Origin of the sequence: Rheinheimera sp. (assembly GCF_030690345.1) — a bacterium.
Lineage (GTDB): Bacteria > Pseudomonadota > Gammaproteobacteria > Enterobacterales > Alteromonadaceae > Alishewanella.
Genome location: NZ_JAUYGV010000006.1, coordinates 686643 through 707212, shown reverse-complemented (window position 1 = coordinate 707212; position 20570 = coordinate 686643). Strand labels below are relative to the sequence as shown.

Genomic DNA, 20570 nt, shown 5'->3' with positions numbered 1-20570 from the left:
CACATTTTTTTGCTGTTTTTGCCTCAGTAAGTTTGCTGAAAGGCAATTTAACCGACAGTAATGCTGATGCCAGGTAAAATTAAGGAAGCAGAAAATGAAGAGGTCTCACCAGGTTGTATTGCTTGCCACAGTATTTGTGGTGGCCGTTACCGCCGCCATAATCGTCGCTGCAGACAGCACTGACGCAGCAGCAGATAACACTGCCGTTGCAGCGGCTAAGCCCACACTTACCGTTAGCCTAACCAAGCCACAAAGGGTCATATTACCCCTGACTTTGTCGGCCAGTGGCAATATCAGCGCCTGGCAGGAAGCCAGCATTGGCAATGAAACCAATGATTTAAGGCTAGACCAGGTGCTGGTTAATGTTGGTGATATCGTCAGGCGCGGCCAGCTGCTGGCCAGCTTTGCTGCTGACTCGGTACGCTCTGAGCTGGCGCAAAGCCAGGCCGCAGTAGCTGAAGCTGAAGCCTTACTGGCGGAAGCGACAGACGACGTAAAGCGTGCTGCAGAGCTGCAAGCCAGCGGTGCCCTGTCGACACGACAAATTCAGCAATACAGTACGGCGGAAAAAACCGCCCTGGCCCGGCTGCAGTCAGCCCAAGCCAGCCTGCACAGCCAACAATTACGCCTTGAGCAAACCCGGGTGTTGGCACCGGACAACGGCATTATTTCCGCCAGAGACGCCACTGTTGGCGCCGTGCTGCCGCCGGGCCAGCAGCTGTTCCGGCTGATCAGGGGCGGCCGGCTGGAATGGCGGGCAGAGGTGTCAGCACAAGATCTGCCCAAGCTGCAACCGGGCCAGGTTGTTTACGTTACACCGGTGGGTGGTGAAACCATTACCGGTTCATTGCGCATGGTCGCGCCGGTGGTAGACACCCAAAGCCGTAATGCCCTGGTGTATGTCGACTTGCCTTTAGACCAAAACCTCCGTGCCGGTAGTTTTGCCCGTGGCCGGTTTGAACTTGGCACAACAGAAGTACTGACTCTGCCGCAAAGTGCCGTGCTGTTGCGCGATGGTTTCAGCTATGTGATGCAGGTTGGCGAGGATGCCAGAGTAACGCAAACCAAAGTCAGCACCGGGCGGCGCACTGCTGATTTGGTAGAAATCAGCAGTGGTGTAACAGCGGCGGATCAAGTCGTCGTAACGGGCGGCGCTTTTCTTGGCGATGGTGATTTAGTGCGGATTGTGCCCCACCAGCAGGGCGCGCAGCCTTCGGTAACAACAGCCAAACCAGCCGGGACGCCAGCGGCTTTGGCTGCTCAGTCAGACGACGCGATGTAAGCCGGAGTATAAAATGAATTTGAATATCTCAACCTGGGCCATACGCAACCCTACGCCGGCTATCCTGCTGTTTATTCTGCTGACCTTTGCCGGCCTTAGCAGTTTTCGCGCGATGAAAATCCAGGATCTGCCTGATGTGGAATTACCCACTGTTACCGTTAGTTTGTCCTTACCTGGCGCTTCGCCTTCCCAGCTTGAAACCGATGTAGTGCGTAAGATAGAAAGCTCACTGGCCACTGTGCAAGGCGTTAAGCACATTTACAGTAACCTGACCGATGGCGAAGCCAGCATTTCGGTTGAGTTTCGTTTAGAGCGCTCAATACAACAAGCCGTTGATGATGTGCGCGATGCGGTAGCTCGCATTCGGGCTGATCTACCGGCAGACTTGCGCGATCCGGTGATAAAAAAACAGGAATTGTCCGGCTCGCCCATTCTGACCTACAGCCTCAGCTCAGCCCAAATGGATAACGAAGCCTTGTCGTGGTTTGTCGACAACGATATCAGCAAAGCCCTGCTGGCAGTGAAAGGCGTAGGTGCGGTAGCCCGCGTGGGCGGCGTTAACCGCGAAATCCGCGTTGAGTTGGATTTTGCCGCCCTATTGGCATTCAATACCACTGCCGCCGGCATCTCCCGTCAGTTACGGCTGGTGCAGCAAGAAGCGGCGGGCGGCCGTGCCCATTTTGGTGGCATGGAACAATCGGTGAGAACCATCGCTACAGTGCAGTCGGCAGAGGAATTCGCCGCTATGGATATCACCTTAACGGATGGCCGCCGCATCCGGCTGGATCAGATAGCCAGCGTTTCAGACACTGTGGCAGAGCAGCGTTCTGCCGCTTTTCTGAATGGCGAGCCGGTGGTGGGTTTTGAGATAACCCGCGCTATAGGTTACGGCGAACTTGAAGTAGCAGATGGGGTGCGTGCCGCGCTGCAACAGCTGCAAGTACAGCAGCCGGATATCAGCATAACTGAAGTATTTAACCTGATTGACCCGGTAGCGGAGAACTATGCCGGTTCCATGCAGCTATTGTATGAAGGCGCCCTGCTGGCAGTATTAGTGGTGTTTCTGTTTCTGCGCGACTGGCGGGCCACCTTTATTTCTGCAGTGGCACTGCCACTGTCGATCATTCCCACCTTTTTGGTGATCCATCTGATGGGCTTTTCGCTCAATACCGTTACGCTGCTGTCGCTTTCGCTGGTAATTGGCGTGCTGGTAGATGATGCTATCGTTGAAATAGAAAACATCGAGCGCCATCTGCTGATGGGCAAAACGCCGTTTCAGGCGGCCATGGAAGCTGCCGATGAAATTGGCCTTGCAGTGGTTGCCACCACCTTTACCCTGATAGCGGTATTTTTACCCACCGCCTTTATGAGCGGCGTAATCGGCAAGTTCTTTGTGCAGTTTGGCTGGACAGCAGCCATAGCGGTACTGTTTTCCCTGCTGGTGGCCCGGCTGCTTACGCCAATGATGGCCGCCTACCTGCTGCGCTCACCTAAGCAGCATAAGCAGCCGGTTAAACCGGAACCGGGTTGGATCCGCTACTACCTGAATCTGGTCACCTGGTGTTTACAGCACAAAAGCCTGACCCTGGGCGCTGCTACGATATTTTTTGCCGGCGGCATTATGCTGGCGATGGCACTGCCCGGTGCCTTTATGCCGGCAGATGATAACCAGCAAACCCAGGTTAGGCTTACTCTGCAGCCAGGCACTAAGCTGCAGGATACCGTTGCCCTGGCCGAACAGGCACGGCAAATGCTGCTGCAAAATACGCAGGTAACACAAATTTACACCGCTATCGGTAGCGGTAGTTCAGGCGCATCAGAGGACGCCGGCAGCGCTGCAGCCAGTGTGCGCTCAGCGGTACTTACGCTAACTCTAAGCCACCGCAAGCTGCGACCAGGTATGCATAAACAACAAATTGAACAGCAATTACGCGACGCCTTAAGCACCCTGCCGGGCGCCAGAATTAAAGTGGGTATGGACGGCACCAGTGAAAACTATATGCTGGTGCTGGCCGGCGAAGACAGCCGTATATTGCAGCAACATGCGCTGCAGGTAGAACGCGAGTTACGGGCTATTCCGGGCATCGGTGCCGTTACCTCCAGCGCCAGCCTGGTGCGGCCGGAGCTGTTGATCAAGCCGGACTTTGCCCGTGCCGCCGACCTTGGCGTTACCTCTTCCGCCATTGCTGATACGCTGCGGGTTGCCACCGCCGGCGACTATGATCAGGACCTGGCCAAACTTAACCTGAGTGAACGCCAGGTGCCGGTAGTGGTGCGCCTGAGCGATATCGCCCGCGAGGATTTTGACACCTTTAAACGCCTGCCGGTGCCGGGTGCGCGCGGCCCGGTAGCGCTGGAAAATGTCGCCAGCCTGGAAATAAGCAGCGGCCCGGCAGAAATCGCCCGCTTTGACCGGATGCGCAATATCAACTTCGACATAGAGCTGAATAACCTGCCGCTGGGTGTGGTTGAACAAGCCGTTATGGCATTACCCGGCCTGAAAAGCCTGCCGCCCGGCGTGTCGCAAACCGCACTGGGCGATGCGGAAATGATGGGCGAGCTGGCCAGCGGTTTCGCTATCGCGATGTTAACCGGGGTATTTTGTATTTATATGGTGCTGGTACTGCTGCTAAAAGACTTTGTCCAGCCGGTCACTATTCTTGCCGCGCTGATTCTCTCCGTACCTGGCGCCTTTTTGGCGCTGTTTTTAACCAACTCTGCGCTGTCGCTGCCGGCGATGATTGGCTTAATAATGTTAATGGGCATCGCCACCAAAAACTCGATTCTGCTGATTGATTACATCATTATTGCCAGGAGTGAGCACCAGCTAAACCGTTGGGAGGCCATTATCGATGCCTGTCGCAAACGGGCACGACCTATCGTCATGACCACGCTTGCCATGGGCGCCGGCATGCTGCCTATCGCCTTAGGTATGGGCGGCGACCCGAGCTTTCGCGCGCCGATGGCGATAGTGGTCATTGGCGGCCTTATTACCTCAACCTTTCTCAGCCTGCTGGTAATTCCGGTGGTGTACCTCGTTGTAGATGATGTCGTGCAGTGGCTAAAACCGCGCTTACGCCGCTTTTCACCGCTTAACCACTAAGGCTGCAGCAGGCAACAGGGCTGATCGCGTTGTATCAGCCCTGTAGCGCTAATAGCTGCAGTTGCGGTATCTTTGTTTCGGTTCTTACAACACCTTTGCCCAAGGTTGACTAAGCTGATTTGCAGCTGTAACCGTAAACAGGATTAAAAAATGGCGTTTTTCAATGAGTTACTGAACGGCGACTTTATGCCACATGGCCATTGTTTGCTATGGCGCACCGATTTACTGCTGTTACATGTGGGTGGCGATACATTGACATTTATCGCCTATATGTTGATCCCGATAGCCCTGGTAAGGCTGGTCAGAGCCAGGGATGATCTGCGCTTTGACTGGATCTTTCTGCTGTTTGCCGGTTTTATTTTTTTCTGCGGCGCCACCCATATTCTCGGCATTATCAATGTCTGGCATGGCTACTACTATATTCACGGCATTATAAAGTCGATGACAGGCATTATCTCTATGCTGACAGCGATACTACTGTGGTACTTGTTGCCGCAGGTGATAAGTTTGCCGGGTAAGCGTGCTATGGAGGCTAAAATTGTCGAGCTGATGCGGGCTGAACATGAACTGGAAGCATCAAATCAGCGGCTGGAAGCTGAGGTAAAAAAACGCACGGCACAACTGGAAAAAATGGCTACCACGGATGAGCTGACAGAGCTGTTAAACCGGCGCGAAATTATGCGTCTGCTCGGGCTGGAAATTGCCCGTGCTGAGCGCCAGGGCACCGCACTGAGTATTATGATGTTGGACCTGGATCACTTTAAGGCGGTAAACGACAATTTTGGCCATCAGGCCGGCGATCGTGCCTTAAAAAGCGCCGCCGAAACTTTTAAACAACAGATGAGAAAAACTGACTTTATCGGCCGCATTGGTGGCGAGGAGTTTCTGGTTATTTTACCCGACACCGGTATCAGCAGTGCTTACGCTCTGGCAGAGCGCATTCGCCTGACATTGGAGCAGCACACCATTGAAAACCCGTTAATACCAAACTGTACTGCCAGCATAGGGGTAACACAGTGTCGCAGCTCAGACGATCTGCACAGCCTGATCCAGCGTGCCGATGAATCCCTGTACCAGGCCAAATCCAACGGCCGCAATTGTGTGGCTCAGGCGCCGGACTAAAACCGCTAAGGCCGCAGTTTAATCCGCAGTAAATAACTGCTGGCGGTAATATACAGCCAGCTGTTGTCGCTACTTAACGCTACATTGGCCGCCGCGACACCGGTTTGTATCGTGCCTAAATGTTCGCCCTGTGGCGTTAAAACCCAAACCCCGCCCGGCCCGGTGGCCAACAATATGCCGGATGGCAACACTTTTAAACCATCGGGTAAGCCGCTGGCGGTTTGGGTTGCGGCAGTGGCATCAAAAAACAACCCGCCCTTGCCCAAGCTGCCATCTTCGTTGACGGCATAGCGCCACCACTGTGCCGCGGCAGAGTCGGAGTTAGCCACATACAGCCATTGCTCGTCGGGTGAAAACGCCAGGCCGTTGGGCCGCGTTAAGTTATCTGCCAATAGCGTAATGCTGCCATCCGCCGTCAGCCGGTATACGCCATTTACACCTTGCTGTTTTTCTGTTGAATTATCGCCGCCTTTTAAGCCATACGGCGGATCGGTAAAGTAGTAAGCTCCGCTGCTGTGCTGTACCAGGTCGTTCGGGCTGTTTAACAGCTTGCCGTTAAACTTTGTGACTAAAGTCTGATACTGCGGTACGCCATTGTCGAAACCATTAAACAGCGCTAAGCGGCGGTCGCCATGCTGCGCCAGCACCAGCTTATTATCGCTATTAAAAATCAAGCCATTGGCGCCTTGCTGCAGGTTGTTCTGCGGGTACAAACCGCTATAGCCGGAGGGCTGCAAATATAGCGTTAAACCCTGTGCTTTATTCCAGCGATAGACTTTATTCTCCGGCACATCGGAGAACAAAATATCGCCGCTACCGGGCTCAGCAACCGGTCCTTCTGCCCAGCGAAAGCCTTCGGCCAGTTGCTCCAGGGTGGCATCTGCAGCCACTACCTGTTGCATATCAGGCTTAAGCATTAATACCGGCTGTGCCGGCCAGGGCGGGTTGGCAGCCAGTGCCGGAGCAGCCAATAAACACAGTATAAAAGCGGAGCAACGCATAGAAAGTCCATTAAGTCAGGCTAAGTGCTTACAGGCTAGCATTAGTACCCGTTTGAATAAATGCTCAATTTTGCTGTTGCGGTTATGTTTATTGCTGCAACCGGATGTGTCAGGCCAAAAGCAGTGCTTGCTCTTCCGGCCGCAGTGTCAACACTTCTACCCCGCTGTCGGTTACGGCGATGGTGTGCTCCCACTGGGCCGAAAGCTTTTTATCGCGGGTTACCACTGTCCAGCCGTCTTTTTTGGTTTTTACTTTGGCACTGCCCTGGTTCAGCATCGGCTCTATGGTAAATACCATACCGGGTTTTAGCAGCATACCGCTGCCGGCCGCGCCGTAATGCAGCACCTGTGGTGCTTCGTGCATTTCACGGCCTATGCCGTGGCCACAATATTCGCGCACCACGCTGTAACCTTTGCTGCGGGCAAACTGCTCAATGGCAAAGCCAATATCACCTAAGCGGGCGCCGGGTTTTACCGCTTTAATGCCCAGCCACAGTGCGCTGTAGCAGTCATCTACCAAACGGCGCGCGGGGAAGCTTAGCTCACCTATACCATACATTTTGCTGGAATCGGCAATAAAGCCGTGTTTTTCTAACGTGATATCGACATTGATAATATCGCCGTGTTTTAACAGCTGCGTGGCTGATGGCACGCCATGACACACCACGTCATTGACCGAGGTATTTAACACATAGGCAAAACCATACTGACCTTTACTGGCCGGCCGCGCCTGCAATTCATCGACAATATAACGCTCGGCCAACTCATTGATCTGTAAAGTAGACATGCCCGCTACAATGTTATTATCCAGCATGGCAAACACCTGTGCCAGCAAGCGGCCGGCTTCACGTTGCAGTGCCAACTCGGCGGCAGTTTTAAGCTGAACGGCGCTCATCGCTGCCTCCGGCCAGTTTAAACTCTGCCTGTTGCAGCAGCATCTGCACCAGTTGCTGATAAGTGTGCGTGGGGTACAACTCCGCCAACATGCCCATTTTCAGCCAGAATTCGGCCTGGGCATTAATAGAACGCGACATAGCGCCGCTGGCTTTACGAATTTCCTCATGCAGTTCATCTGCAATTTTAACAATACCCAAGGTTTTACTCCGCTGCCGGGCCATTGAATATACGAATTATATATAAAACGTATATCGCCGTAAAGTTGCAGCGGCAGCAGACTCAGGCTTGCTCAGATAACAGCTTGAGTTTTTGCAGTGCTTTGGGCCAGGTGTCCTGCATATATTGCTCATACTCAGGCGCTATATCCTGCTCAATACTGACTTCAGTGCCACCGGCTACGCTGGCAAAACGGTAATTTTCAAATGCCGGCGCCCAGCTGGTAACATTATCGCTGCTAAAATCATCTTTACCGGCGACAATAAAGCCCAGATGTTTAATCGAGATAAGCTCCAGCGGTTTGTGTTCAGCAATGGTTGCCACCATGCCATCGCCGGACGGCGATAAAAACCGTATCGTCTCGCCCTGCTGCCAGCTGCCTTTAAAATACGAGCCTTCGCAAAAAGCCGAGGTCCAGTTACGGTAACCAACGTCAGACAACATCCGCTGCCACACCGTTTGCACCGGCGCATTAATCACAATACTAAAGTGAAGTTGTTTTACATTACGCATATACAATCCCCGGACCGCTATATTATTGCTGATTAACATAGCAAAAAGGCCAGCATTGCGCTGGCCTTTTTTATTTAGCTGGACGGGGTTATTCCCACTCAATCGTCGCTGGTGGTTTACCGCTGATATCGTATACCACGCGGGATATGCCGTTGATCTCATTGATAATACGGTTAGATACCTTACCCAGCAGCTCATAAGGCAGGTGTGCCCAGTGTGCGGTCATAAAGTCGATAGTTTCTACTGCACGCAGTGATACTACCCAGTCGTACTTACGCGCATCGCCCATTACACCTACCGATTTTACCGGCAGGAAGACGGCAAAGGCCTGGCTTACTTTATGATACAGCTCAGCTTTGTGCAGCTCTTCGATAAAGATCGCATCGGCGCGGCGCAGAATGTCGCAGTACTCTTTTTTGATTTCGCCCAGTACGCGCACCCCTAAACCCGGGCCCGGGAACGGGTGACGGTACAGCATGTCGTATGGCAGGCCCAGCTCTAAACCCACTTTACGCACTTCGTCTTTAAACAGCTCGCGCAGTGGCTCTACCAGGCCCATCTTCATATGTGCCGGCAAGCCACCCACGTTATGGTGCGATTTAATCACGTGTGCTTTACCGGTTGCCGAGCCGGCTGACTCAATCACGTCCGGGTAAATTGTACCCTGCGCCAGCCACTTGGCGTTTTCCAGCTTTTGCGCTTGTTCGTCGAACACTTCAACAAACACGCGACCGATAATTTTACGTTTGGCTTCCGGCTCGTTTTCACCGGCTAAGGCGTCAAGGAAGCGCTGCTCGGCTTCAACCTTGATAATGTTCAGGCCGAAATGGTCACCAAACATATCCATTACCTGCTTGCCTTCGTTTAAGCGCAGCAGGCCGTTATCTACAAATACGCAGGTCAGGTTTTTGCCAATAGCACGGTGCAGCAGCATCGCCACGACCGAGCTGTCAACACCGCCGGATAAGCCTAAAATAACCTGATCATCACCAATCTGTTGCTTTAAGCGGATAATGGCATCTTCAATAATCGTCGCCGGTGTCCACAGTTTGTCGCAACCACAGATATCCACCACGAAGTGTTCCAGCATACGCTGGCCCTGGCGGGTGTGGGTGACTTCCGGGTGGAACTGCACGCCGTAGAACTGGCGTGTTTCATCTACCATACCGGCATGCGGGCAAGTGGTGGTGCTGGCGCAGGTAATAAAGCCTTCCGGCACCTGTACTACTTTATCGCCGTGGCTCATCCACACATCTAACAACGCATTGCCGCTGCTGCCGACATGGTCTTCAATTTTGGCGAATAAATCGTTAGCTGCTACCACTTCTACCTGAGCATAACCAAACTCGCGCATATCCGAGCCCTGCACCTTGCCGCCCAGTTGCTCGGCCATGGTTTGCATGCCGTAGCAAATGCCCAGCACCGGTACACCGGCTTCAAACACATATTGTGGCGCCCGTGGTGAGTTGGCTTCATGTACGCTTTCCGGGCCGCCGGATAAAATAATACCAGTGGGGTTAAAGTCACGAATTTGCGCTTCGGTAACGTCCCAGGCCCACAGCTCACAGTAGACGCCAATTTCGCGCACACGGCGGGCAATCAGCTGGGTATATTGCGAACCAAAATCGAGAATTAAGATGCGGTGGTGATGAATGTTTTTGTTCATAGCGACCTTTAGAAAGTACAGCGGCCGGTATCACCCAGCCGCATTAACAGAAAACAGTTTAGCCTAAGCGGTAGTTTGGCGCTTCTTTGGTGATTTGCACATCATGTACGTGCGACTCGCCCATACCAGCAGAAGTTACCCGGACAAACTCCGGCTTGGTGCGCAGCTCGTCAATGGTTGGGCAACCGGTTAAGCCCATGGCGCTACGCAGGCCGCCCATTTGCTGGTGAATAATGTTTTCCATCGGGCCTTTGTAGGCTACACGGCCTTCAATGCCTTCCGGTACCAGTTTTTCGGCATTATTGCTGCCCTGGAAATAACGGTCGGACGAGCCGTTACGCTGTGCCATAGCGCCCAGTGAACCCATACCACGATAAGATTTATAGTAGCGGCCCTGGTACAGCTCAACATCACCCGGTGCTTCTTCGGTACCGGCAAACATAGAACCGACCATCACCAGGTTGGCACCGGCTACTAAGGCTTTGGCAATGTCACCGGAGAAACGGATACCGCCATCGGCAATAATGGTGACATCCGTGCCGGCCACGCCCATCGCCGCTTCAGAGATCGCGGTAATTTGCGGTACACCACAACCGGTAACAATACGGGTGGTACAAATAGAGCCAGGGCCTATGCCCACTTTCACCGCGTTGGCACCGGCTTCCGCCAGAGCTTTGGCGCCAGCTGCAGTAGCGACATTACCGGCAACAATTTGTAACTCCGGGTACTGGGCACGGGTTTGCTTAACGCGGTCAATAACACCTTGCGAGTGGCCATGTGAGGTATCGATCAGCAGAACATCGACGCCGGCTTCTACCAGCGCAGCAATGCGCTCGTCGGTGCCCGGGCCCACGCCTACTGCGGCACCTACGCGCAAGCGACCTAACTCGTCTTTACAGGCGTTAGGCTTACTCGCGGCTTTGTAATAATCGCGTACGGTAATTAAACCTTTTAATTTAAAGTCGTTGTCGACCACCAACACTTTTTCAATCCGGTGCTGGTGCATCTTTTTAAAGGCTTCTTCACGTGGCGCCGTTTCCAGCACGGTGACTAAACGCTCGCGTGGCGTCATCAGGCTGGAAACGATTTCGTTATTGTTAGCTTCAAAGCTCATATCGCGGCTGGTCAGCATACCCACCAGATTATTGCTGGCATCTACCACCGGGAAACCGGAGAAGCCACACTGCTGGGCTAACGCCTGCACTTCGCGGATACTCATATCCGGCGTTACCGTTACCGGGTCTGACACCACACCGCTTTCGTATTTTTTAACTTTACGAACGTTCGCGGCCTGCTCTTCAATGGTCATGTTTTTATGAATAAAACCTAAGCCACCTTCCTGTGCCAGCGCTATGGCTAAGCGGGCTTCAGTTACTGTGTCCATAGACGCAGAAACCATAGGAATATTCAGCGTGATGCTTTTAGTCAGTCGGGTGCGTAAATCGGCTGTATGAGGTAGAACACTGGAGTGCGCCGGTACCAATAACACGTCGTCAAAGGTAAGGGCTTCTTGTTTGATCCTGAGCATTGCAACAATCTCGCTGTGGCTGAAAAGATAGGGAATGTTGCGGCGCAATTTTAACGGTTTTGCGTGCGTATCACAAAGCTTTTTTTGTTTTATGTTACTCTAGCGTTTTCGTTGTCAGGCCAGCTGCTGGTACGTTTTTTATGCAAAACCCCGATATCTATAGCGTTTCCCGGTTAAACAGTGAAGTACGCCTTACGCTGGAGCTGCAGTTTCAAACGCTGTGGCTGCAGGGCGAAGTGTCTAACTTTGTCGCGGCCGCCAGTGGCCACTGGTACTTTTCGTTAAAAGACAGCGCCGCCCAGGTAAAATGCGCCATGTTTAAAATGGCCAACCGCAACAGCAGCTTTAGGCCGCAAAATGGCCAGCAGGTGCTTATTCGCGCCCGCATCAGCGTGTATGAGCCACGCGGCGAATATCAGCTGTTAGCCGAATTTATTGAAACTGCCGGTGCCGGTTTATTAAAACAGCAATTTGAACAGCTAAAAGCACAATTACAGGCCGAAGGCTTATTTGACCCGGCACGGAAAAAAGCCCTGCCCACCCGGGTGCAGCGTGTTGGCGTGATTACCTCGCCCACCGGCGCTGCTGTGCGCGATATTGTTACCGTGCTAAACCGCCGCGCGCCGGGTATTGAAGTTATTATGTACCCATCCCAGGTGCAGGGCGAAACTGCCGCGGCACAACTGAGGAATATGCTAAGCACAGCGATTCGGCGCAATGAAGTAGATGCATTAATTATCGGCCGTGGCGGTGGCTCATTAGAAGACTTATGGTGTTTTAACGATGAAGCCTTATGCCGTGCCGTCGCCGCCTGCCCTATTCCGATTGTCAGCGCCGTAGGCCATGAAATCGACTTTGCCCTCACCGACTTTGTTGCCGATATGCGCGCGGCAACACCTTCGGCGGCAGCAGAATTAGTCTCACCGGATCAGTCGCATGTATTAGATCGCATACTGCAGCTAAAAAACCGCCTGCTACAAGCACAGCGCAGCCGCATGCAACAGGTCGCGCCTAAGCTGTTAAATTTAAGCCAGCGCCTGCTAGCCTTGCACCCGAAACGCCGTTTGCAGCAACAGCAACAACGCCTCGACGAGCTGCAACTGCGCTTAAGCTCCAGCGCCAAACGGACTGTGCAGGCTGCACAGCAACAGCAGCAGTACTTAGATAAAAGCCTGCGCCAGCTATCGCCGGCTAAAACCTTATTGGCGCATACGCAGCATATTACTCAGCTGGAGCGCCGGCTTATAAATGCCCAACAGTTGCAGTTAAAGCAAAGCAAACAGCAACTGGCGCAGTTAAGCAGCCAGCTAAATACCGTAAGCCCGCTGGCAACACTGGCCCGCGGCTACAGTATTACCTTTGATGAAAAACAGCAGGTGGTCACCTCCAGCAGCCAGCTAAAAGCCGGGGATAAGGTAGCCATTAAACTGGCCGAAGGCGGTTTTGATGCGCAAGTGACAAAGCTGCATGAACTTAAGTAATAAAAGTGCGCCGATAAGATCTATTGACCAAGGGTACACGTAAAGCCCAACTGAAGAACATACTCCCGGGTGCCTGCTATCCGGACTCTTACAGGAAGCTTTATATGAAAAACTTTACCGGTTTACTGTTGGCCATTTTAATACTTGGTTTTTTCCCTCAAACCGCATTAGCGCAAGACGATAAAGTAGCGCTGGTACCTTTGCCCTCCGTAGACGACTTTACCAGAGGTAATGATGGCTGGGCGTTCGCGCTGGGCGCGGGTGTTGAATATGAAACGGCCTATGAAGGGTCGGACGAATTTGGTGTCGAAATACAGCCAGCAGGCGCGGTGCAATGGCGCCGCGGCAATGACATTTTCTACTTTGCCGGTGAAGCATTGGGCTGGCGCGGCCTGCGCTCTGACACCTGGTTACTCGAAGCCTTATTAGGCTTTGATGAGGGCCGCGAAGAAAGCGACTCTGACGATGGTCGTCTGGACGGGCTGGGTGACACCGAAGAGGGTTTTGAAGTAGTGCTGCAGGCACGGCGGGCGTTTAACACCGACTGGCGTTATTGGTTGGTAAGCCGGCTGGTGAGCGGAGACAACGGCAACCTTGGCTTGTTTGGCGTCGGCCGGCGCTTCGGCGATAAAACCGACGGTTCCGGATCTGAAATTAATCTGGTGGCGGTGTTTCACGACAGTAAATATGCCAATACAGGTTTCGGCATCACTGCACAGCAGTCGCTGGCATCGGGCTTAGACGAAACCAGATTAAGTAGCGGCTTACGCTCCATCGGGCTTGATTACAACTACCGGCATAATATCAACGACAACTGGCAAATTTTCGCCGAGGCACTATATGAGCATTTCAGTAGCGAAGTGCGCAATAGCCCCATCGCCCGCAGCAACTATGAAGCCGAAGTAGGCATTGGGTTTATTTATATCTTCTAGCCCGACCTGATTGAGTGATAAAAATTATTGACGTCATAGCACGGCCTGCTAAAGTAATAACATTGTTAGTACAAAGGGCTTTGGTATGGAAATTATTATCCGTAAAATTGGTAACTCAAAGGGTGTGGTGATACCAGCACCACTGCTTAAACAGTTGGGGCTGGATATTGATGACAAAGCCGACGTAGTGGCTGAAAACGGCCGCTTAGTTATTGCCCCCAAAGCAAAAACGAAATACTCGCTGGCTGAGCTTATCGCCAAATGTGATCAAGACGCTGCTATGCCGGAAGAGCTTATTGAGTGGGAAGCTGTAGCACCGGTTGGAAACGAGTGGTAATGGCAGTATTCGAGCGTGGCGATATTGTTCGGGTGAACCTTAATCCCACGGCGGGCAAAGAGATACAAGGCGATTACCGCCCCTGTTTAGTCTTAACGCAAAAAGCTTTTAATCAGTTGGGCATGACATTAATAGCACCTATTTCCCAAGGCGCAGATTTTGCCCGCATACGCGGCTTTGCCGTGCCATTAATGGGCAGCGGTACAGCAACTCAGGGTGTTGTGCTGGTAAACGGCATCAGAATGGCAGATTTGGTGGCAAGGCAAGCCAAAAAAGTGGAAACCGCACCAAAAAGCATCGTCAATGAAGTACTGGCAGTGATGCACGCTATTATCGAGTGAACGATATGATTAATTATCTACGCCGACCTTTTTTCGAAACCAGCTTAAACTTCGATGAGTTACCACAAGATGCGCAGCCAGAAGCGTTTAAAACAGCGTACCTCAAACACTGTTTTAACACCGCGAAAGACGATTTGACTCGCGGCAATATTGTGGATGGTGAAGTATTTCTCATCACATAATGTCTTTAGCATGCGCGAGCGTTAGCGAGTCACGATGTCTACAATTGTTATGTTTTGCGTTGTTCATTCTTTGAAAGGAACCCATTTCCCTTTGCTGTTTTTCCATGTTTTCCCTGATTTTGTATCTATTCTTAGAGCTCGCCAACTAGCTCCTGTTGAGATTATACGGATCAGATAATTAGATTCAGGAAGGGTTTCTTGATCTGTTATTTTTGTCCATGCAGTATCGCTCGCCCACCAAGCTTCCCCGGTAGTCCTGTTATATTTTATATGTCGTGTTTCGCCTTTTTCACCGATTGAAACCATTTCCAACCCATAACTCTGATTGTTGGGTAATGTGGTCGTACATCCAGAAATTATTAGCAGCAGAGAAACGAAAATAAACCTTTTCATAAGTCCTTCCTTGAAGACTGATTAAGCATAACGCTTATCAGGCCGAAAAATCCGTATTTAAACACGGGCTTTTCCGTCTTTGTAAACTTAGTGTTTATGACATTACAGCGGTTCTGGATTATTTACAAGGGCTTACAGGTACATCTAAATTTAGTCATATCGACAAATACGGAAATCCTCGTCTAATAAAGACTTTCACTGGTCGCTGCATAAAAATACAATGCTGTTTTTGGCTAAGCTGAGTGTTATGTCGCACAACACCATTTCCCTGAATCAACAGCGCCAGCCGTTGCACCACCTGGATTCAGTGTGGTTGTTTGGCTATGGCTCGCTGATTTATAAAACCGACTTTGCCTATCTGGACGCTAAACCCGCCTGCATTTATGGCTGGCAGCGCCGGTTTTGGCAGGGCTCGCATGATCATCGTGGTACGCCGGAGGCACCAGGCCGGGTGTTAACCCTGGTTGCAGCAGCCGGTGCGCGCTGTGTTGGTATGGCGTATCAGGTGACACCGGATACCTTTGAGCATTTAGACCATCGTGAGAAAAACGGTTACCTGCGTGTATTTACGCCCCTGCATTGGTTGCATGAACCCGGTGAAACAGAAGGCGTGGTGTATTTAGCCAGTGCCGATAACGAGGCTTATTTAGGCCCTGCCAGTGATGTTGAAATTGCTGCCCATATTGCCTGCAGCCGTGGCCCCAGCGGCCCAAATAGTGAATACGTGCTGAAACTGGCGCAGGCACTGCGTGCTATGAATGAGCATGACGAGCATGTATTTGCTATAGAGCGGCAGTTGTTAGCGCTGTCGCTTTAACAGCATTGGCGGCAGCAAGTATTATTTACGCAAATGATAACTATTATCACCTAATGCACTATGGCATAATTGCGCTCAGGCCATTAAGTAAGGACTGTGATGCGTAATATTGTCAATGCCATTGTCACCGATGTTCATCACTGGAATGACACGCTGTTTAGCTTTAAAACTACGCGGGAGGCGTCTTTTCGCTTTGAAAGCGGTCAGTTTGTCATGCTTGGGCTGGAGGTTGCTGGCCGGCCTTTAATGCGCGCCTACAGTATTGCCAGCCCGCATTATGATGAAGAGCTTGAGTTCTTCAGCATCAAGGTGCCGGACGGCGCGCTGACATCAAGGCTACAGAATATCAAAGCCGGCGACCAAATTATGCTAACGGTACGGCCTGCGGGAACCCTGGTACCCGGTTACCTTATTCCCGGTAAACATTTGTATTTATTAAGCACCGGCACCGGGCTTGCGCCTTTTATGAGCATAATACGCGACCCGTTTATTTATGAGAGTTTTGAGAAAATTATCCTGGTGCATGGCACGCGCTGGCGCTCGGAACTGGCATACCAGCATGAAATTGAACAGGTATTACCTAACAACCCTTACTTTGGTGAGGAAGTTCGCGACAAGCTGATTTATTACCCCACAGTGACACGGGAAGACTATGTCAGAAACGGCGTGCCACACCAGGGGCGTATTACCGATCTGTTGGACAGTGGTAAGTTACTTGCAGATACCGGCATGCCGGCACTTAACCCGCAGCACGACAGATTTATGTTATGCGGCAACGATGCCATGTTGCAGCAGCTGATGGGCATGCTGGAGCAGCGCGGCTTTGCAAAAGCCAATTCACGCACTATGGGCCATTACGTGATTGAACAAGCCTTTATCGAAAAGTAATTAAGCATAAAAAAACCGGGAAGGCATAACACCATCCCGGTCTTGCAGACGCTGAGCTTAGTTGCCAGCACTAAGCCTTAAAAACTCAACACTAAAAACTCACCACTAAGCACTACTCTTTAACGACGTCAATAAAGTACTTCAACTCGCCGTCTACCATTTCGCGCACTAAACCGTGTACGTCGGTTTCAAAGCCCGGGAAAGCACCGTTAAAAGCGCGGGTAAATTGCAGGTAACTGATAATAATTTTATTAAAGCGCTCGCCTGGTACCATCAGCGGTATGCCAGGCGGATACGGCGTTACCAGCATGGCGGTGACGCGGCCTTCAATCTCGTCAATCGATACCCGTTCAATATCGCGGTGTGCCATTCTGGCCCAGGCATCAGCCGGCGTCATCGCAGTTTCAATAGTGGATAAGTACATTTCAGTGGTAACTTTGGCCACGTCAAACTTGCGGTACATATTGTGAATCTGCTGACATAAATCACGCAGGCCGACTTTTTCATAGCGCGGATGCTTTTTGGCGAATTCCGGCATAATGCGCCACATTGGCTGGTTTTGATCGTAGTCGTCTTTAAACTGCTGCAACTCGGTAACCATAGAGTTCCAGCGGCCTTTGGTAATGCCGATGGTAAACATAATAAAGAACGAATACAGGCCGGTTTTCTCGATAATAATACCGTGCTCGGCCAGGTACTTGCTAACGATAGCCGCTGGTATACCCTGGTCGTCAAACTGGCCGTGCAGGTTTAAACCCGGGGTAATAATGGTGGCTTTAATCGGGTCGAGGATATTAAAGCCCGACTCTATCGCACCAAAACCATGCCAGCTGTCTTTAGCGTGCAAAGTCCAGTTATCGCGTGTGCCCAGGCCTTCTTCGGGTAACTCGTCCGGGCCCCAAACACGGAACCACCAGTCGTCATCACCAAATTCTTCATCCACCTTGCGCATCGCACGGCGAAAATCGATGGCTTCCATTAAGCTTTCTTCTACCAACGCCGTGCCACCAGGCGCTTCCATCATCGCCGCGGCTACGTCGCAGCTGGCAATAATGGCATATTGCGGGCTGGTAGAGCTGTGCATCAGGTACGACTCGTTAAAACGGTGCGTATCCAGGTTACGGTTCTGCGCGTTTTGCACCAGAATTTGCGACGCTTGTGACAAACCGGCCAATAGCTTATGCGTAGACTGGGTGGCAAATACCAGGGTGTCTTCTGAGCGCGGCCGGTCTTTACCAATGGCATGCATATTTTTGTAAAAATCATGGAAGCTGGCGTGCGGCAACCAGGCTTCATCAAAATGCAGCGTGTCGATGGTAGACCCCAGCTCTTGCTTAATTTCTTCCACGTTATACAAGATACCGTCGTAGGTACTTTGTGTAATGGTTAAAATGCGTGGCTTTTTGTTCCTGGCATTGCGGGCAAACGGGTTAGCTTCTATCTTCTTCGCAATGGCTTCAGGCGAAAACTCGCTTTTCGGAATAGGGCCGATAATGCCGTAATGGTTACGCGTCGGCATTAAAAACACCGGGATAGCGCCGGTCATAATAATCGAGTGCAGTATCGATTTATGGCAGTTACGGTCTACCACTACTATATCACCCGGTGCCACCACTGAGTGCCAGACCATTTTGTTGGACGTAGAAGTGCCGTTAGTGACAAAAAACAAATGGTCACAGCTGAAAATACGCGCCGCGTTGGCTTCGCTTTCGGCTACCGGGCCGGTGTGATCCAGCAGCTGGCCTAATTCATCTACTGCGTTACAGACGTCAGCGCGCAGCATGTTTTCACCAAAGAACTGGTGAAACATCTGGCCGACCGGGCTTTTTAAAAACGCCACGCCACCGGAGTGGCCCGGGCAGTGCCAGGAGTACGAACCGTCAGAGGCGTAATCCATCAAGGCATTAAAAAACGGTGGCGCTAACGCATCGAGGTACTTTTTCGCTTCGCGGATAATATGCTTGGCAACAAACTCCGGCGTGTCTTCAAACATATGAATAAAGCCGTGCAACTCACGCAGTACGTCGTTCGGTACATGCCGCGTAGTGCGGGTTTCACCATAGAGGAAAATCGGAATGTCGGCGTTGCGCTTGCGTACTTCTTTGATAAAAGTACGCAATTCAGCCAGGGCTTTGGCCACCTCTTCCGCACTACCGTTACCAAACTCTTCATCGTCTATCGACAAAATAAAGCAGGAAGCGCGGCTGGCCTGCTGGGCAAAGGCACTTAAATCGACATAGCTGGTGTAGCCTACTACTTCAAAGCCATGGCTGCTGATAGCTTGGGCCAGGTCGCGAATACCGGAGCCGGAGATATTCTCCGAGCGGAAGTCTTCATCGATAACAATAACCGGGAAACGAAAATTCATGCGCTTGGTCCTTATTGGTCCATCTTTTTGCGTGCTTTCATCAAGCGCTCACGCTTGTACTTTTGCAGCGGCGTTTCGGTGTTCTTTTTATTCGGTGCAAACGGGTTTTCACCTTCGCGGAATTCGATACGAATCGGCGTACCCATCATTTGCAGCGTTTTGCGGAAGTAATTCATCAGATAACGTTTATAGGAATCCGGCAAATCATCCACCTGGTTACCGTGAATAACAATCAGCGGCGGGTTATAACCACCGGCATGGGCGTATTTCAGTTTTACCCGACGGCCATGCACCAACGGCGGCTGGTGATCTTCCTGCGCCATTTTCATAATACGGGTTAACAGCGCTGTGCTGTGGCGCTTGGTAGCAGAATCAAAGGCTTCTTCCACCGATTCAAATAAGTTACCCACGCCGGAGCCGTGCAACGCCGAAATAAAATGCAAGCGGGCAAAGTCAATAAAGCCTAAACGGCGGTCCAGCTCGCGTTTTACTTCATCTTTAATACTGTCGTTTAAGCCATCCCACTTGTTTACGGCTATAACCAGCGAGCGGCCGGAGTTCAGCACAAAACCAAGGATGCTTAAATCTTGATCGGAAATGCCCAACCGCGCATCGACAACTAAAATGACGACGTTGGCGTCTTCAATCGCCTGCAGCGTTTTTACTACTGAGAATTTCTCTACCATATCATCGATTTTACCGCGCCGGCGCACACCGGCGGTGTCGATAAGGGTGTAATCGCGCTCGTTACGCTGCATCGGAATATAAACAGAATCGCGCGTGGTGCCCGGCATATCAAACACCACCACCCGCTCTTCACCAAGGATGCGGTTAGTCAGTGTTGACTTACCCACGTTCGGCCGGCCGACTATCGCCAGTTTAATATGTTCACTACGCAGCCGCGCCGCTTCGGCATCGGCTTCTTCTTCAGTCAGGGTTTCTAATGCCGGGCCATCGGCCTCGTCAATCTCACCGGCCAGCCGCTTTTGCTGCTCTTCGCTTAGCAGCGGGATCAACGCCTGGTTTAATAACACCGACACGCCACGGCCATGGGCCGCGGCTATGGCATACACTTCACCCAAACCTAAACTGTAAAAGTCGGCAATGGCGGTATCGGCATCCAGACCATCGGTTTTGTTGGCAACAACAAACACCTTTTTCTCTACTTTGCGAATATGCGCCGCTATGGCTTCGTCGCCTACGGTAGCGCCTACTCTGGCGTCGACCATAAACAACACTACATCGGCTTCATCTATGGCTTTTAGCGATTGCTCAGCCATTTCCACTTCAATGCCCTGCTCGTTGCCGTCGATACCGCCGGTATCTACCACAATAAATTCCAGCCCTTCAAAATTGACCGAACCGTATTTACGGTCCCGCGTCAGGCCGGGGAAGTCCGCTACCAACGCATCACGGGTGCGGGTTAAGCGGTTAAAAAGTGTCGATTTACCGACATTGGCTCGCCCTACCAGGGCAACGACAGGCAACATTATGTGAACCTCA

Annotated in this window: 18 protein-coding genes; 9 read left to right on the top strand and 9 right to left on the bottom strand. The window is 51.7% G+C overall.

Going from position 1 to position 20570, the window contains the following annotated elements:
- Positions 1 to 94: 94 nt before the first annotated feature.
- From Q8O77_RS07800 to Q8O77_RS07790, 3 genes are all read left to right on the top strand, one after another.
- The gene (locus tag Q8O77_RS07800) at positions 95 to 1282 is read left to right on the top strand and encodes an efflux RND transporter periplasmic adaptor subunit (RefSeq protein WP_305552292.1); all 1188 of its coding nucleotides are present in this window, start codon (positions 95 to 97) and stop codon (positions 1280 to 1282) included.
- 13 nt (positions 1283 to 1295) lie between these two features.
- Positions 1296 to 4385, top strand: coding sequence for an efflux RND transporter permease subunit (locus tag Q8O77_RS07795; protein ID WP_305552291.1), 3090 nt, complete (start codon positions 1296 to 1298; stop codon positions 4383 to 4385).
- Between the two features lie 150 nt (positions 4386 to 4535).
- Positions 4536 to 5507: a GGDEF domain-containing protein gene (locus Q8O77_RS07790; protein WP_305552290.1), complete on the top strand. Its 972-nt coding sequence runs from the start codon at positions 4536 to 4538 to the stop codon at positions 5505 to 5507.
- A gap of 5 nt (positions 5508 to 5512) precedes the next feature.
- Here Q8O77_RS07790 and Q8O77_RS07785 read toward each other — a convergent pair whose 3' ends face one another.
- From Q8O77_RS07785 to guaB, 6 genes are all read right to left on the bottom strand, one after another.
- Positions 5513 to 6508, bottom strand: a complete 996-nt coding sequence (locus Q8O77_RS07785) for an SMP-30/gluconolactonase/LRE family protein (RefSeq protein WP_305552289.1) — start codon at positions 6506 to 6508, stop codon at positions 5513 to 5515.
- A gap of 109 nt (positions 6509 to 6617) precedes the next feature.
- Positions 6618 to 7403 carry a type I methionyl aminopeptidase gene (gene map, locus Q8O77_RS07780; RefSeq protein WP_305552288.1) on the bottom strand — a complete coding sequence of 262 codons (786 nt, stop codon included), beginning with the start codon at positions 7401 to 7403 and terminating at the stop codon, positions 6618 to 6620.
- Positions 7384 to 7602 (bottom strand): ParD-like family protein, encoded by a 219-nt coding sequence (locus Q8O77_RS07775; protein WP_305552287.1) that lies wholly within the window; start codon positions 7600 to 7602, stop codon positions 7384 to 7386. The genes map and Q8O77_RS07775 overlap by 20 nt, the downstream gene beginning before the upstream one ends.
- A gap of 82 nt (positions 7603 to 7684) precedes the next feature.
- Entirely contained in the window at positions 7685 to 8134 is a 450-nt protein-coding gene (locus Q8O77_RS07770; RefSeq protein ID WP_305552286.1) for an SRPBCC domain-containing protein, read from the bottom strand.
- Positions 8135 to 8222: 88 nt separating this feature from the next.
- The gene (gene guaA, locus Q8O77_RS07765; protein WP_305552285.1) at positions 8223 to 9800 is read right to left on the bottom strand and encodes a glutamine-hydrolyzing GMP synthase; all 1578 of its coding nucleotides are present in this window, start codon (positions 9798 to 9800) and stop codon (positions 8223 to 8225) included.
- Positions 9801 to 9858: 58 nt separating this feature from the next.
- Complete coding sequence (guaB, locus tag Q8O77_RS07760) at positions 9859 to 11328, bottom strand: IMP dehydrogenase (protein WP_305552284.1); 1470 nt, start codon at positions 11326 to 11328, stop codon at positions 9859 to 9861.
- A gap of 140 nt (positions 11329 to 11468) precedes the next feature.
- Here guaB and xseA point away from each other — a divergent pair, with 140 nt between their 5' ends.
- The 4 genes from xseA (at position 11469) to Q8O77_RS07740 (ending at position 14419) form a co-directional block, all read left to right on the top strand.
- Positions 11469 to 12809, top strand: a complete 1341-nt coding sequence (xseA, locus tag Q8O77_RS07755; RefSeq protein ID WP_305552283.1) for an exodeoxyribonuclease VII large subunit — start codon at positions 11469 to 11471, stop codon at positions 12807 to 12809.
- A gap of 104 nt (positions 12810 to 12913) precedes the next feature.
- A complete protein-coding gene (locus tag Q8O77_RS07750; RefSeq protein ID WP_305552282.1) occupies positions 12914 to 13741 on the top strand; it encodes a MipA/OmpV family protein in 828 nt (275 codons plus the stop codon).
- A gap of 85 nt (positions 13742 to 13826) precedes the next feature.
- Positions 13827 to 14078 carry an AbrB/MazE/SpoVT family DNA-binding domain-containing protein gene (locus Q8O77_RS07745; protein ID WP_305552281.1) on the top strand — a complete coding sequence of 84 codons (252 nt, stop codon included), beginning with the start codon at positions 13827 to 13829 and terminating at the stop codon, positions 14076 to 14078.
- Entirely contained in the window at positions 14078 to 14419 is a 342-nt protein-coding gene (locus Q8O77_RS07740; protein WP_305552280.1) for a type II toxin-antitoxin system ChpB family toxin, read from the top strand. The genes Q8O77_RS07745 and Q8O77_RS07740 overlap by 1 nt, the downstream gene beginning before the upstream one ends.
- 245 nt (positions 14420 to 14664) lie before the next feature.
- Here the strand turns inward: Q8O77_RS07740 and Q8O77_RS07735 are convergent, their stop codons facing one another.
- Positions 14665 to 14994 (bottom strand): hypothetical protein, encoded by a 330-nt coding sequence (locus Q8O77_RS07735; protein WP_305552279.1) that lies wholly within the window; start codon positions 14992 to 14994, stop codon positions 14665 to 14667.
- 247 nt (positions 14995 to 15241) lie between these two features.
- Between Q8O77_RS07735 and Q8O77_RS07730 the strand changes: the two genes are divergently transcribed.
- Both Q8O77_RS07730 and Q8O77_RS07725 read left to right on the top strand, forming a co-directional pair.
- Entirely contained in the window at positions 15242 to 15811 is a 570-nt protein-coding gene (locus Q8O77_RS07730; RefSeq protein WP_305552278.1) for a gamma-glutamylcyclotransferase, read from the top strand.
- 99 nt (positions 15812 to 15910) lie between these two features.
- The gene (locus Q8O77_RS07725) at positions 15911 to 16699 is read left to right on the top strand and encodes a ferredoxin--NADP reductase (protein ID WP_305552277.1); all 789 of its coding nucleotides are present in this window, start codon (positions 15911 to 15913) and stop codon (positions 16697 to 16699) included.
- A 112-nt stretch (positions 16700 to 16811) separates the two neighbouring features.
- On the opposite strand, the gene Q8O77_RS07720 is transcribed toward Q8O77_RS07725, so the two are convergent.
- Both Q8O77_RS07720 and der read right to left on the bottom strand, forming a co-directional pair.
- Positions 16812 to 19067, bottom strand: a complete 2256-nt coding sequence (locus Q8O77_RS07720; RefSeq protein WP_305552276.1) for an arginine/lysine/ornithine decarboxylase — start codon at positions 19065 to 19067, stop codon at positions 16812 to 16814.
- Positions 19068 to 19078: 11 nt separating this feature from the next.
- Positions 19079 to 20557: a ribosome biogenesis GTPase Der gene (der, locus tag Q8O77_RS07715; RefSeq protein WP_305552275.1), complete on the bottom strand. Its 1479-nt coding sequence runs from the start codon at positions 20555 to 20557 to the stop codon at positions 19079 to 19081.
- Positions 20558 to 20570 lie beyond the last annotated feature (13 nt).

What these genes read in the sequence shown, in the direction of transcription:
- Q8O77_RS07800 (WP_305552292.1), top strand. Translation starts at nt 95, where the DNA reads ATGAAGAGGTCTCACCAGGTTGTATTGCTTGCCACAGTATTTGTGGTG.
- Q8O77_RS07795 (WP_305552291.1), top strand. Translation starts at nt 1,296, where the DNA reads ATGAATTTGAATATCTCAACCTGGGCCATACGCAACCCTACGCCGGCT.
- Q8O77_RS07790 (WP_305552290.1), top strand. Translation starts at nt 4,536, where the DNA reads ATGGCGTTTTTCAATGAGTTACTGAACGGCGACTTTATGCCACATGGC.
- Q8O77_RS07785 (WP_305552289.1), bottom strand. Translation starts at nt 6,508, where the DNA reads ATGCGTTGCTCCGCTTTTATACTGTGTTTATTGGCTGCTCCGGCACTG.
- map (WP_305552288.1), bottom strand. Translation starts at nt 7,403, where the DNA reads ATGAGCGCCGTTCAGCTTAAAACTGCCGCCGAGTTGGCACTGCAACGT.
- Q8O77_RS07770 (WP_305552286.1), bottom strand. Translation starts at nt 8,134, where the DNA reads ATGCGTAATGTAAAACAACTTCACTTTAGTATTGTGATTAATGCGCCG.
- guaA (WP_305552285.1), bottom strand. Translation starts at nt 9,800, where the DNA reads ATGAACAAAAACATTCATCACCACCGCATCTTAATTCTCGATTTTGGT.
- guaB (WP_305552284.1), bottom strand. Translation starts at nt 11,328, where the DNA reads ATGCTCAGGATCAAACAAGAAGCCCTTACCTTTGACGACGTGTTATTG.
- xseA (WP_305552283.1), top strand. Translation starts at nt 11,469, where the DNA reads ATGCAAAACCCCGATATCTATAGCGTTTCCCGGTTAAACAGTGAAGTA.
- Q8O77_RS07750 (WP_305552282.1), top strand. Translation starts at nt 12,914, where the DNA reads ATGAAAAACTTTACCGGTTTACTGTTGGCCATTTTAATACTTGGTTTT.
- Q8O77_RS07745 (WP_305552281.1), top strand. Translation starts at nt 13,827, where the DNA reads ATGGAAATTATTATCCGTAAAATTGGTAACTCAAAGGGTGTGGTGATA.
- Q8O77_RS07740 (WP_305552280.1), top strand. Translation starts at nt 14,078, where the DNA reads ATGGCAGTATTCGAGCGTGGCGATATTGTTCGGGTGAACCTTAATCCC.
- Q8O77_RS07735 (WP_305552279.1), bottom strand. Translation starts at nt 14,994, where the DNA reads ATGAAAAGGTTTATTTTCGTTTCTCTGCTGCTAATAATTTCTGGATGT.
- Q8O77_RS07730 (WP_305552278.1), top strand. Translation starts at nt 15,242, where the DNA reads ATGTCGCACAACACCATTTCCCTGAATCAACAGCGCCAGCCGTTGCAC.
- Q8O77_RS07725 (WP_305552277.1), top strand. Translation starts at nt 15,911, where the DNA reads ATGCGTAATATTGTCAATGCCATTGTCACCGATGTTCATCACTGGAAT.
- Q8O77_RS07720 (WP_305552276.1), bottom strand. Translation starts at nt 19,067, where the DNA reads ATGAATTTTCGTTTCCCGGTTATTGTTATCGATGAAGACTTCCGCTCG.
- der (WP_305552275.1), bottom strand. Translation starts at nt 20,557, where the DNA reads ATGTTGCCTGTCGTTGCCCTGGTAGGGCGAGCCAATGTCGGTAAATCG.